Raw genomic sequence first — 13,297 nt, 5'->3', positions numbered from 1 at the left:
CTCTCCGACGGATCCCGTCCGACTTGCATGTATTAGGCCTGCCGCTAGCGTTCATCCTGAGCCAGGATCAAACTCTCCATTGTAAAATGAAGTTTTTGATTCCAACTATTTACATAATCAGAATTCTTTTTTTATATCTCTGATCTTGGATCGAATTGAACTAATTCTTGAATTTGTTCATGACTTTCGTTTGTCTACTCGTCACGCTTACATGATTGTGTTTTCTTAAAGAACTTTTCTCGCTTCAACTTCCGTATCCGCTATATTCCGATAGGCATTGCGCCCCTCTTTATCGTTTTGTTTTTCCCTTCGTTTCCGTTGGGACTGCAAAGGTAGAAATCTTTTTTGAACTTCCAAAAACTTTTTTAAGTTTTTTTTCTTTTCCTTTTTTTCGATTTCCGCGTTTAAAATAAACTGAACGGGATTTTAAATCCTGCCAGGCTTCTCTTAAACCCTTCTTTTTTTCATGGTTCCCTCTTTCGAAGCAACCGTCCCTCCCTTGCGGAGTGGTGCAAAGATAGGGAGTTTTAACAATCACTTCCAAGCCTTTTGTTCTTATTATTTTCATTTTATCCTTAACTGCCTGTAACGGTGCGAGATTCTTTTTGGTTTCCGACCACAGGCTTGCGCCGAAGGTGGCAAAAAGGGTACTTTCCTAAGATCTGCAGCGGATTTCAGTCCCCGCTTCCCGTGCGGGCTTCCGCTCAGAACACCGGAAAGGAGTGGCTTGCACAAGAAAGTACTAAAGTCGGACGGGAATGGCAGCGCAGTCGATGGACGGGAACGGGCGCAAAGATAGAAGCCAAAAGAATAGAAAAACATCAGGCTGCATAATCCGGTCGGGATCCTCTGTTAATCCCCGGGTAGAATCCGTGCCGGAAAGGACGGAAAACTATGCCGCCGGAAAGATGACACCGGAAGGATACCTCAGCGCAGCACACAAAAGGGGACAGCATACAACGCTCTTGATTGCCTCTTTTAATAGCTATACTTTCTAACCACTTTACTTAGGGTTTACTTAGGGTTTGTTTAGGTTTAGTTTAGGTATAGCTTAGGTTATAGCTAAACTAAACCTAACCTAAGACTAAGCTAACTATAGACAAAAACTAAACTAAAGGATAAGCAATCCAGAACTCTTCCTCGCTTAGGGAGGAACCATGGGTCGCTCGCATCATAAAACTATCCAAACCCAGTTCGCCTGAGCGTCATGACTCATATTGAAAGATCTTATCCGATTAACGATCTGTTTTAACAATCAACTATCTACTTATATAATAGGCAATTTTACAACTATTGGAATATCTCTTTTTTCAGTAAATTTGATCTAGGTTAATAAATAACAAAAAAGAAGACCTTATTTTTAAGAAATTAAAGATATTAAATACTTTTATTGCACATAAAACCATATTGGTCCATGATAGATTATGCTCAGCTTTTAAAACAGGTAGAAGAATATGCTGAAACTTATATTACAGAAAATATTTCAGTTTGCCATTGTTTTCACAATACGATACACACACGTTCTGTTGTACGTGCTGCGGAGGAGATTTCATCGCACTATAAACTAGGAGAGGAGGATCACTTTATTGTTATTAGTGCCGCCTACTTTCATGACCTCGGCTACGTAAAATCTGACAATGCTATCGGTCATGAGAAGATAAGTGTCGAAATTGCTTTCAATTTTCTCCAGGATAAAGGAATACCGGAAGCCATACAGGAAAAAATCAAAGGTTGTATTTTAGCAACGAGAATGCCTCAGGATCCAACAAACCTGCTGGAGCAAATTCTCTGCGACGCGGACCTATTTCATTTTGGGAACGAGGATTTCGTTACCAGAAACAAACTGATGAAAGCCGAAGCTGAAGCAGTACTAGGGAAGGAGATCGATAAAGACGTATGGAGGGCGGGCACAATCAAACTATTAATGAGCCATCATTACCATACTGAATATGCGCAGCAAAAGCTCAATGCCAAAAAGGAGATGAATCTAAAAGAACTGGAGAAAAAACAGGAGAAATCTATCTCAAAAAATAAAGAAAGCAAAAAAGAAGACAAGAAGGAAAAGGATAAAGGCAGTAAGCCAGAACGTGGGATAGAAACAATGTTCCGGATTACATCCTCAAACAATCAGCGATTAAGCGACATGGCAGACAATAAGGCCAACATCTTGTTAACGGTCAATTCTATTATCCTTTCCGTTGTGATTGCTGTCTTATTTCGGAAACTAGATGCCAACGAGCACCTTATTATCCCAACAATTATCTTAACAACGGCCGTGGTAGCAACCATGGTCATGGCAATACTGTCAACAATACCCAAAATTCCCTCTGGTAAATTCTCAAAGGAGGAAATCGAACAAAAATCAGTCAATCTGCTCTTTTTTGGGAACTTTTACAAGATGAAACTCGACGACTACAACGAGGGCATGCAGAAGGTAATGGTCGATTCGGAATTTCTATATGGCATGCTTACCAAGGATGTTTATTCGCAAGGTGTGGTATTAGGGCGAAAATACAAACTCCTACGATACGCATATGGAATTTTTATGTTTGGCCTTGTTATATCGGTTGTTTCTTTTGTCGTCGCAACCATATTTTAATGCGATCCTATAAACACAGCGGAATATGTCAGGATCATGTTGTTCAAACTTTCTTTTTTATTTAAAAAGATGCCGCCTTTAAATCAATCATTAGCGACCAATAGACCGCATCATTTATTGATGTTGTTGTAAGCATGTTGCCATAACCATAAATTTATACGGATGAAGAAGAAAGATCTTTATATCAACAGAGACATCAGCTGGCTGTCGTTCAATGATAGGGTACTTGACCAAGCTGGTCGTCAGGAGGTCCCTTTATTGGAAAAACTACAGTTTCTCGCTATTTTCTCATCCAATCTGGATGAATTTTATCGGGTTAGAATGCCTGTACTGATGGCTTGGAAAAAAATAATGAAGCAAAATCCCGGACAGCTCATTCCGAACATAGATATTGGGACCTATAAAAAAGCGTCAAAAACCATCAATAGACAACAGGAAAAATTTGGCCTAATACTAGCTGATATTATCCAAGAATTAGCAAAAGAAGATATACTCTTAATTTACAATCAAGCTATTCCAGCCGAAATAAAAGACCTAGCAGCCCAATATTTCTTTACCACAATTGCCTCCTACCTCCAAATTATACCGATTGATGACACCTCTTTTTTCCCGATCAACAATCAGCTCTACTTCGTCGTTACAGACGACAATACTGGAGCGGTATTCTTTCTAAATGTGCCTTCAAATCATATTGGCCGCTTTTTCACCTGTGAGATCAATGGGAATAAATATGTTGTGCTCATAGATGATATTATCAAAGCATTTTTTCCTGAAGCCATAAGAAATACATCATTAAATTTCTATTCCTTTAAAATCACAAGGGATGCGGAATTAAATCTCCAAGATGAATTTGAGGGTGATATTGCCCAAAAAATCGAGACGGAAGTCAATAAACGTGACCTTGGCTATGCGACACGCTTTCTATTCCAGCCAAATCTGCCAAAACAGTTGATAGAAACACTGGCAACATTATTTGATCTGCGGAAAAGTAGCATTGTCGAAGGCGGAAATTACCACAATCTCAAGGATCTATTTTCATTTCCGATTAAAATAGCGGAACTTTCTTATCCAAAACAGCTGCAAATTAATACGAATCATAATTTCAAAGAATCTATCTTTGACCAAATAGACCGAGAGGATCTGTTGATCTGTACTCCCTATGAATCGTTCGACCCCATACTGCGTTTTTTTAACGAGGCGGCGATAGATCCAACCGTAGACGAGATTTACACAACCTTATACCGTATAGCAGGCGATTCTCATATCGCACAAGCACTCGCTACCGCAGCAAAGAATGGAAAAAGAGTCAATGTATTTGTCGAATTGAAAGCGCGCTTTGATGAAGCAAATAATATACATTGGGCTCGATTGATGAAGGAACAGGGTGTAAAAATCACCTATAGTATCCCCAATTTAAAAGTACACGCCAAAATAGCGCTGGTCAAACGCAAACAAGGTCGAGAAAGTGCATTGCTAGGTACAGGAAATCTAAATGAAAAAACGGCGAAGGTCTACACAGACTACTTCCTCATCACCTCAAATAAGCTATTGACCAACGAATTAAATATGCTATTCGAGTTTTTACCAGCCCGGAGAAAACCCCATAGTCCAAATGAGCTGCCTTTTAGTCATCTACTGATTGCACAGTTCAACCTCAAACATACGTTTTTATCCCTGATCGACCAGGCCACCCAAGCCGCTAAGGCCGGAGAGACAACTACAATAAAAATTAAATTAAACAATCTGGAAGAAGAATCGTTAATCAATAAATTGTATGAAGCAAGCCGGGCAGGGGTAAAGCTGCAGTTATTGGTTAGAGGAATCTGTAGACTAAAACCACAAGTACCTGGATTGAGCGACAACATTGTCGTGAAACGGATTGTAGGACGATATTTAGAACATGGCAGAATATTTATTTTTCAATATCAAGCACAAAGCAGCGTATACCTGGGTTCTTCGGACTGGATGAACCGCAACATTTACCGACGTATAGAAACTTGCTTTCCGCTGCTGAATCTGACATTAGCACATCAAATACAGGAGCTGTTCGATATTCAATTTTCGGATGACACCGAAGCAACTTTGTTGGATGAACATGGGCAAAATCAGGCAATAGAAACACAACAGAAGAATGTTTCTCAGCAACAAATCCTTAATTATTTGAAAGGCAAAATGAAAAAATAGGACTATTCAGCAGGGCACCTCATAAGAGTATGACCAGCCTGAAAGCCCAACAAAATAATCATTGCACGTAAGCTCATTCAGAAACCTGATGACTTCATCAATTTAAATTTAATCATATAATGATGAAAAACCCGACGATATTGACAACGATGGCATTAGGCTTAGCCTCCGCTATTTTTCTCGCCTGCAACCCGAATAATACAGCCAAGGAAAATAACAACAAGCTCGCTCATGTTCAAGCTGAAAAACCGCAACAAATACCCTATACATTATCTTCGGGCATAAAGATGAGTTTGCCAGACGAATTATTAGAAATATCCGGGATAGCCTTTCTCGCGGGACAGGATGATGATATTTATGCCATCCAAGACGAGCAGGGCTTTCTTTATAAGTTTAACCAACCGACACAAAAAGTCACGTTCAACCCTTTCGGAAAAGATGGCGACTATGAGGATATCTCAATAAGCAATACACATTTCTTTATCTTAAAGAGCAATGGCAGCATCTATTCCTTTCCGATTGCCGAAAAGGACGATATAAAAAACGTTGTTGAACAGAAAAATTTACTCCCAAAAGGAGAGTACGAGGGACTTTTTGTTGACCGCGAAAGTAACCAGGCATACGTATTATGTAAAGAATGTAAGGTCGATAGAAAACAACCACAAACCTCTGGCTATGTCTTTTCAATTGACGAGCATGGTCAATTTCAGCCGAAAGGAGAATTTGCCATCCAGCTTGATCAACTTCAGGCATTTGACGCTAAAATTAAGAAAACGTTCAAACCCTCGGCGTTAGCGAAAAAAGCAGATAGCAAGGAATGGTATATCTTATCTTCTGTCGACAAAACCCTTGTGGTGACCGATGAGAATTTTCGTGTAAAATCGCTCTCTCCATTAGATCCGAAGATCTTCCCTCAACCTGAAGGCATTAACTTTGATTCAAAATTCAATCTTTACATCAGCAGCGAAGCCGGTAATCAGGATAAAGGGATCATTTATAAATTTGAACAAAAATAGGCATGCAAAAGGTTGTACCATTCTTTCTTATTTTTCTTGCTAGTCATGTTTATTCACAACAAAAGCATACACAGTCACCTGCAAATCAGGGCAAGTCCTTTGCTAAAACCGTCATCAAGGACAGTGTAAGTATCGTTGCAAATGCAAAATATGGTAAAGCCAGTAAATTCAAAAAGTTCTTCCTTGGCGAAAACTACCGCAAAGAATGGGCTGCAGAAACCACCTTACCTTTGCTCCAGCTTTCAACCTTGTACGGGGGACTGCGTCCTGTCAAACAAGGGGGCGGGATGCAATCGGTTTCTCTACGACTTACAGATTCAAGCGGTCGGGAATGGGCACTACGATCAGTCAATAAAAGGACTGAATCCCTTATACCAGAAGAGCTACATGGCACCTTTGTACAGGATGTCTTGGACGATGCCACTAGCGCACAGCATCCCTATTCTGCGCTTATGATCCCCGCTTTGGCAAATGCCGTGAACGTCCCACATGCCCATCCCATCATCGGCGTTGTTGCACAAGACAGCATATTGGGCGAATATGCTCCGCTTTTTGAGCACACGGTGGCTTTACTAGAAGAACGCGAGCCTCTTGGTGATTCAGACAACAGCCCGAAAGCTGTACGAAAACTACAGGAAGATAACGACGATAACTTTAAGGCTAAGGCATATCTCCGCGCAAGAATGCTGGATGTACTGGTAAGCGATTGGGATCGACACGAGGATCAATGGCGTTGGTACAATGAAAATCAGGATAGCACAGATCACGATAAAGACTATATTCCTATTCCCCGCGATCGGGATCAGGCACTACGTGTCACACAAGGTTTTCTGATGAAAGATATCTATCAGCAATTTGTCAACCCAGTCATGCAAGGTTTCACGACCGGTATTCCCGATATTCGCTATTCTTTGTTTAAATCACGCTTTTTAAATGCTCATCCGAGCAACCAGCTTCCTCACAAGGAATGGACCAAAGAGGTCAAGCAATTTGTAGCACGTCTCACAGATTCGGTATTATGGGCTTCGGTACATAACCTGCCGCAGTCGTCCATTGCTATTCGTGGAGAGCAAATTTTTAAAACACTTCAAAGCCGTCGTGATGCACTGCCTATGGCGATGGAAGAGTATTACAATTTCATTAATAACATTGTCGATATTCATCTCAGCGACAAAAACGAAAAAGTAGAAATATACAGCACAGCAAATAAAAACTTAAAAGTCAAAGTTTCGAAGATCAATAAAGATGGCAAAGTCACCAAAGCATTGATGGACAAAACCTATAAAGATTCCCTGACAAAAGAAATTCGTCTCTATTTGGCTGAAGGAAAAGACTCTGTTGTCATCGATAACGCAAATTCTCCTATAAAACTCCGAATTATTGGCGATAACACGCCAAAGACTTATGTGATCAACCAAAGCAAATCGAAAATACAGCTTTACGAAAACACCAAAAATTCCACTTTACTGGGTGAAAAGAACAAAATAAAGCTTCATTATGCACAAGATAGTACCAACACGCAATTTGTTCCTGTAAACCTGTACAACACCTGGCTTCCCCTGGTAACTGCGGGTTATAATGCTGATGACGGTTTTTCGCTGGGGCTAGGCGCTGCTTACACACATCAGCGTGGATTTAGAAAAAGTCCCTTTACTTATAAGCAACAACTTACTGTAGCAACAGCCTTCCGGACCGGAGCTTATAAAATTCACTATAGGGGCGAATGGATAGCTGTTGTCGGGGATGCGGATCTTGTTGTCGATGCGCTAGCAAAAGCTCCTGACAACACGCAGAATTTCTTCGGCGTCGGTAATAACTCGCTCTTCTTAAAGGAACAGTATGGTGCAAAATATTACAGAAGTAGATTCAATATTTTCAATATCAATCCACAGTTAAGGTGGAAACCTTCAGCTACATTAAACTTTGCCGTAGGTCCGCATATCCAATTTTACCACTTAGATCCGATTGAAAATGAAGATCGATTTATTTTAAATCCCCAAGCTTTACATTCTTACGATAGTTTATCGATTACCAAAGACAAAGCTTTTGCAGGTATCAATGCCTTTTTAACACAAGACTCCCGTAATCGAAAGATTAACCCAAGTAAAGGGCTATATATTGAAGCTACTTTGAATTCCTATTTTGGACTCAATCAGTACTCAAAAAATTCAGCGCAGTTAAGTGCTGCAATGACCGGCTATTTTAGTGCATTCAATGAAGGTATTATATTCGCCAATAGAACAGGAGGGGGCACCGTTGTCGGGAACCCTACATTTTATCAATATCTATTTCTAGGCGGCCATGAAAATCTCAGAGGATTTCGCCAGTACCGATTTGCAGGGCAACAGATGCTTTATAATAACCTAGAGGCTCGTGTTAAAGTACTTGATGTCAAAAGCTATGTTCTTCCAGGTGAATTCGGACTAATGGGTATGTATGATGTTGGGAAAGTATGGGCAAAGGGCTATAACAACGATAAGTTTCATCAGGGTGTGGGCGGAGGCATTTATTACGTCGTCGCCAATGCACTTCCTTTACATTTTGTCATGACGAAATCCAATGAAGGCTGGTATCCCTATTTCAGCACAGGTTTCCGCTTTTAAAATTTTCGATCCATGGAGATAAAGAAAGTACAACTCACAACGAAGAAAACGGCCAATACGTATGCAAATGGCAGACTAGACTTTGAACCATTTTTCAAATACCTTGAATCTTTTATTGAAAATGGCACTTCATCCGATGATATGATTCCTTTGTATGCATTGGAACGCATCAAAGAAATAGAACATCTCAACGGGAAACTCTGCAAGCATAACCTCAAAGCCTATAAAGATATTCTGCAATTGATTTATAGCCTCTCCGTATCGTTGATTGACACTGCTCCAAAAAGGTACTGGGCACTCACAACAGCCCTAGCAGAAGAAGCCTTTTATGGAACGGAAGCCTTTTTCGACCTAGCTAACCCTCAGCTTGTAGAGCAAGAAATTCAAGGGAAGATGCGTACCGGAAGCCTTCTTACCAATCAAGAAAAGCTCTTTTATACCCTCATCTTCGAGCGACTCTATGGCTTTTCTTCCAATGAAAACAGCAGTATTGTTTATCATCAACTCAATGATCGGGGGGAGATCGTCGATTATTACGATTTGGACATCGATTTCAAATTTGTTGAGATCAAGGCAAAAAAAACACTTCCTGCGCTTGATATAGGTCGTTTATCGGAAAATCCCAGTGATTCGCTTTTTGATTGGAATACCGTTATCAATACCGTTAAACTGGAAGATTTTGAGTTATCGGGATTTAGTATTGTAACTTTCAGAAAGACCAGTACGGAACATACTTTACGTCGCATTCAGTCCATTCTCTTGGATCTGCCGACATACAATTATCATCTCTTTTTCGCTGATTTAGAAAAAATCATCACACCGCTATTAAAAGGGGCTGAAACCGTATTTAGTTTATTTCCGTTATTCCAATTAAATGGGGTCCCATTTTTCGATTATTCAATCACCAATAAAAGCATCTTGATTGCGGAAGCGTATACCGCAAATAAAACATTCAAGATCAATCCTGAACTTGCGGACTACCTAAAACATCCGCATGTTATATTTTATACAAATAATGCGACGAATGGCCTCCGAAATACCACATCCATTTTCGACGAACGGATTAGTCGCTCGGGAGTAACGACCTATCTGTGTATTCCACTCATTCATAATCATTCCCTCTCAGGCATATTGGAAATATACAGCCGTGAACAAGATCAGCTCGACAATGATACAATGCAAGCCTTAGGTTCTTTGGTCCCCCTTTTATCACAACTATCTCAGGATATCACCCTAGAATTTAAAAAACGTATCGACGATATCATCATCAACCGGTTTACGACCATACAGCCTTCGGTTCAGTGGAAATTTAACCATATTGCGGCCCAGTACATTCAGGAACTGGAAAACGACAGTCGGGATGCGCATATTAAGGCGGTAGTATTTGAAGATGTCTATCCCCTCTATGGTGCTGTCGATGTCAAAGACTCAACGATCATACGAAACGCCTCCATTCTGAAAGACTTTAGCTTCAAGGTCAAACAGCTCGCAATGCTTATTGATGAGCTCTCTTTAGATGGAAAGCACAAGTTGATTATGACTTTTTCAGCACGTGTTGATCAAATTACAGAATCTCTTGACCATATTTCTTTTGATGAGTCGATGGTCAAGATCATTGAGTTTTTTAGGAAAGATGTACAGCCATTTTTAGAAGAAGCCAGAAAGCAATTCCCGTCAAAAATAGTGGTGATCGAACATTATGCGAAGCATTTTTTCACCAATCGGGACACAGGTGAGTTTTATCGCAATGAATTTGAAACTTCTTTACGCCAGATCAATCAATTGATCAGTAGAGAACTGGATCATTTCAATAGCTTCATCCAGGGGAATTATCCATCTTATTTTCAAAAATTCAGGACAGACGGTATTGAATATGACATTTATATCGGTGAATCCATTACGCCACAACAACCTTTCAGCTACGAATTTATCAATGTATTTAGGCGTCAGCAAATTATTTCGATGGCTAGAATTACGCTGAAAGCTTACCATGCGAAAGATATTCTTCCTCTGACTTTAGAAACAACACAATTGATTTTTATCAATCCACATAGCATTGATATTAGCTTTCGGGAAGATGAACGGAGGTTTGATGTAGAGGGATCTCTCAATATCCGTTATGAAATAATCAAAAAAAGGATAGACAAAATTCGGATAAAGCGAACCAAAGAACGACTTACCCAGGTCAATAAAATTGCGATTGTCTATTTATCGGATGAAATCCTAGAGGATCTCATGTTGAGTATAAAGGCAATCTACGACATGGGCATCATTGAGCATACCATCGAACATTTAAAATTGGAGGATGTACAGGGAATCGCGGGTTTGAAAGCTATTCGCCTTTCTGTAAATTTAAACTATCAAGATTTCTCCTAAATTTGTCCAATAAAAGGAGATTTATCCCCATTGGTGCAAGCGATATGGGGTACCGTCAACTGGAGATTTTAATATAATGATTTAAAAAGGATTACCATGATTACTGATGCCAACTATTTTTATCTGAGCGATTTGCTTGGCACCTTATTTTTTGCAATATCAGGCACCCTGTCGGCAAAACGTAAAGATATTGATATTTTTGGGGCAGCCTTTTTAGGCTTTGTGACAGCCATTGGCGGTGGATCCATGCGGGATATATTTTTAAATCTGCGCCCAGTATGGGTCAATGATAGCAATTATCTCATCGCCATTTTCCTCGGAATTTTAATTGCCATTGTCTTCAATAAACAATTGTATGGTTATTATCGTACCTTGACACTTTTTGATGCCATCGGAATTAGTTTTTTCACTATCCTGGGGGTACAAAAATCACTCAACTACGAAAGCAATACCTATGCTGCCATTATCTTTGGAATGTTCACCGCGGTATGTGGGGGGATGACGCGCGACGTCTTACTCAACGAAACTCCATTAATCTTTAAAAAAGAAGTATACGCTACCGCCTGTTTAGGTGGTGGCCTCACTTACATCTTGCTGGTACATCTTGATCTTGATCTTTCCTGGGCGGCCTTCATTGGGGCAGCAGTTGTATTTTTAATACGAATGACAGCCGTTAAATATCGTCTATATTTACCCCGGTTGGATTGAGGAAAGTCCTTCTTCGCGTGTGAAGTTTCTATAGCACGCCTTACTGGATGACCAATTCGGTCTCAAAAATGGATTAAAAGGATGGATCAGTGGGTCGAACGCGGATATTTTTGATCTCCAATCAATTTTACGCGGAGGAAGCAACAAAGAAAAAGCGTTAGTATGAACTAACGCTTTTTCTTTTGCTGTGGGAATTTCATTTTATAACCAACGCGAATATTTCCTTTCGCGATAGCATCTAATCGCCCCTTCAGCATCGTTTTCTTCAAGGCACTCAATTTGTCGGTAAATAGTTTACCTTCAATATGATCATATTCGTGTTGTACCACACGTGCAGCCAAACCTGTTAAGTCTACTTCATGTTCTTCAAAGTTCTCATCTAAATAATTGATGCGAATATTTCTGTGACGCAATACGTCCTCATTAATATCTGGGATACTCAGACATCCTTCACCGAAAGCCCATTTTTCACCAGACTCTTCAACCATGATAGGATTGATGAAAACTTTTTTGAACGATTGGAGCACTTCTTTGTTTTCTTCATCATCTTCTGCGAAAGGAGTTGCATCGATAACGAACATACGTATAGGCAAACCTACCTGTGGAGCTGCCAACCCAACACCATGAGCTGCATACATGGTATCGAACATATCATCAATCAATTTCTTTAAATCTGGATAGTCTTCATCTATTTCTTCAGCGACCTTTCTTAATACAGGATCGCCATACGCCACTATCGGAAGTTTCATATGTATTATAATTATTTATAAGTGCCGATACTCATTGCTATACCTGAGTCCGTTACACGCTGTTTGCTTTTAAAGGTCACTTGGCACCTGTTGTAATTTTAGCACGATTTAATTTCAGATTATGTCAGGCTGATTGCTCACCCTGAGTCATTGTACTTTTTTAACAAGGATACCTTGTATCACCATTATATTCTTCGGTACAAAGGTACGGATAATTATTAAAAGTGAATATTTCGTCAAAACTTCCATAAAAGTTACTTTTGTTTTATGGATCCTTCGTTTATAAATTTGTCAACACAGTTCAAGCTTAGGCTCGAGCAAGCTCTTGAAGCCCCATTAGGGTTTTGCCAGGATGATGGTTTTATACAAATATCCTCTCCGGAATTAGCAATTAACATTTTACTATATCCTCACAACAAATCCGTTAGAAGTGATACTTCCGACCCTTGCATTCATATCGATGAAGACCAATTAATAACAAAGTTTGATTTGATCGTCAGACGCATTGTTTCTAGAACAAAAAATGACAAACGCATTTACGCACGCAATACTGTAGTTGCCCGGATCGACAAAAGAACGAGTTTACAGTTCCTCGTGGAACATCATTTACAAGCCGCTCTTCCCGGCAAGTATCGTTATGGCCTTTATGAACAGGGAGAGCTTGTTGCAGTCGCGATATTCTCTGGAGGGCGTCGAATGTTGGATAAAAATGAAGACTATCGCTCATTTGAACTAATACGTTTTTGTAATAAAACAGGTATTAATGTTATAGGAGGCCTAAGCAAATTAATTAAAGCCTTTTGTAGCGATTTCTCGCCAGGAGACATTATGACTTTCACCGACCGTGATTGGAGCCAACACTCTTCGCTCGAAAAAATTGGGTTCGTTGCGAAAGAAATTACGGCACCGATTAGCTTTTGGATCACAGGAACAAAGCGGTATACCTATCGAAATACAGATGAATTAAAGGGGCTTAGGGAGCAGTTCCCCAATGGCTTTCCCAAAGAAAATATGGGTAGCATCAAGATGATTTTATACATAAAATAAGCTAAATTGTGTATA

Annotated in this window: 10 protein-coding genes and 1 rRNA gene; 8 read left to right on the top strand and 3 right to left on the bottom strand. The window is 39.9% G+C overall.

Translation table 11 applies throughout. The features are described 5' to 3' along the window. Together A9970_RS08750 and A9970_RS08745 are read right to left on the bottom strand one after the other, a co-directional pair. Positions 1 to 83, bottom strand: a 16S ribosomal RNA gene (locus A9970_RS08750); the annotation flags it as partial. A gap of 206 nt (positions 84 to 289) precedes the next feature. Beyond that, the gene (locus A9970_RS08745) at positions 290 to 568 is read right to left on the bottom strand and encodes a hypothetical protein (protein ID WP_182982045.1); all 279 of its coding nucleotides are present in this window, start codon (positions 566 to 568) and stop codon (positions 290 to 292) included. Between the two features lie 23 nt (positions 569 to 591). Between A9970_RS08745 and A9970_RS08740 the strand changes: the two genes are divergently transcribed. The 7 genes from A9970_RS08740 to A9970_RS08710 all read left to right on the top strand — a co-directional run bounded on the left by A9970_RS08740 (position 592) and on the right by A9970_RS08710 (position 11,486). Next, the gene (locus A9970_RS08740; RefSeq protein WP_182982044.1) at positions 592 to 834 is read left to right on the top strand and encodes a hypothetical protein; all 243 of its coding nucleotides are present in this window, start codon (positions 592 to 594) and stop codon (positions 832 to 834) included. Positions 835 to 1,414: 580 nt separating this feature from the next. Beyond that, positions 1,415 to 2,599, top strand: coding sequence for a Pycsar system effector family protein (locus A9970_RS08735; RefSeq protein WP_220801567.1), 1,185 nt, complete (start codon positions 1,415 to 1,417; stop codon positions 2,597 to 2,599). Between the two features lie 162 nt (positions 2,600 to 2,761). Beyond that, a complete protein-coding gene (gene ppk1 / locus A9970_RS08730; RefSeq protein ID WP_182982043.1) occupies positions 2,762 to 4,783 on the top strand; it encodes a polyphosphate kinase 1 in 2,022 nt (673 codons plus the stop codon). 119 nt (positions 4,784 to 4,902) lie between these two features. Then, positions 4,903 to 5,799, top strand: coding sequence for an AvrE-family type 3 secretion system effector (locus tag A9970_RS08725; RefSeq protein WP_259655358.1), 897 nt, complete (start codon positions 4,903 to 4,905; stop codon positions 5,797 to 5,799). A 2-nt stretch (positions 5,800 to 5,801) separates the two neighbouring features. Then, the gene (locus A9970_RS08720) at positions 5,802 to 8,402 is read left to right on the top strand and encodes a hypothetical protein (RefSeq protein WP_182982042.1); all 2,601 of its coding nucleotides are present in this window, start codon (positions 5,802 to 5,804) and stop codon (positions 8,400 to 8,402) included. 12 nt (positions 8,403 to 8,414) lie between these two features. Further along, the gene (locus A9970_RS08715; protein ID WP_182982041.1) at positions 8,415 to 10,778 is read left to right on the top strand and encodes a GAF domain-containing protein; all 2,364 of its coding nucleotides are present in this window, start codon (positions 8,415 to 8,417) and stop codon (positions 10,776 to 10,778) included. 96 nt (positions 10,779 to 10,874) lie between these two features. Continuing rightward, positions 10,875 to 11,486 carry a trimeric intracellular cation channel family protein gene (locus A9970_RS08710; RefSeq protein ID WP_153847975.1) on the top strand — a complete coding sequence of 204 codons (612 nt, stop codon included), beginning with the start codon at positions 10,875 to 10,877 and terminating at the stop codon, positions 11,484 to 11,486. Positions 11,487 to 11,653: 167 nt separating this feature from the next. Here the strand turns inward: A9970_RS08710 and def are convergent, their stop codons facing one another. Then, positions 11,654 to 12,235 (bottom strand): peptide deformylase, encoded by a 582-nt coding sequence (def, locus tag A9970_RS08705; RefSeq protein WP_088163356.1) that lies wholly within the window; start codon positions 12,233 to 12,235, stop codon positions 11,654 to 11,656. A 267-nt stretch (positions 12,236 to 12,502) separates the two neighbouring features. Here def and A9970_RS08700 point away from each other — a divergent pair, with 267 nt between their 5' ends. Continuing rightward, the gene (locus A9970_RS08700; RefSeq protein WP_182982040.1) at positions 12,503 to 13,282 is read left to right on the top strand and encodes a hypothetical protein; all 780 of its coding nucleotides are present in this window, start codon (positions 12,503 to 12,505) and stop codon (positions 13,280 to 13,282) included. The last annotated feature ends 15 nt before the right edge of the window (positions 13,283 to 13,297 follow it).

It is taken from the genome of Sphingobacterium sp. UME9 (genome assembly GCF_014170215.1).
GTDB lineage: Bacteria > Bacteroidota > Bacteroidia > Sphingobacteriales > Sphingobacteriaceae > Sphingobacterium > Sphingobacterium paramultivorum.
The sequence above is the reverse complement of the archived record's forward strand: the minus strand, read 5'-3'. Positions and strand labels throughout refer to the sequence as shown.

Coding starts and splice junctions, on each gene's coding strand:
- A9970_RS08715 (WP_182982041.1), top strand. CDS start 8,415: ATGGAGATAAAGAAAGTACAACTCACAACGAAGAAAACGGCCAATACG.
- def (WP_088163356.1), bottom strand. CDS start 12,235: ATGAAACTTCCGATAGTGGCGTATGGCGATCCTGTATTAAGAAAGGTC.
- A9970_RS08735 (WP_220801567.1), top strand. CDS start 1,415: ATGATAGATTATGCTCAGCTTTTAAAACAGGTAGAAGAATATGCTGAA.
- A9970_RS08725 (WP_259655358.1), top strand. CDS start 4,903: ATGATGAAAAACCCGACGATATTGACAACGATGGCATTAGGCTTAGCC.
- A9970_RS08720 (WP_182982042.1), top strand. CDS start 5,802: ATGCAAAAGGTTGTACCATTCTTTCTTATTTTTCTTGCTAGTCATGTT.
- ppk1 (WP_182982043.1), top strand. CDS start 2,762: ATGAAGAAGAAAGATCTTTATATCAACAGAGACATCAGCTGGCTGTCG.
- A9970_RS08700 (WP_182982040.1), top strand. CDS start 12,503: ATGGATCCTTCGTTTATAAATTTGTCAACACAGTTCAAGCTTAGGCTC.
- A9970_RS08710 (WP_153847975.1), top strand. CDS start 10,875: ATGATTACTGATGCCAACTATTTTTATCTGAGCGATTTGCTTGGCACC.
- A9970_RS08745 (WP_182982045.1), bottom strand. CDS start 568: ATGAAAATAATAAGAACAAAAGGCTTGGAAGTGATTGTTAAAACTCCC.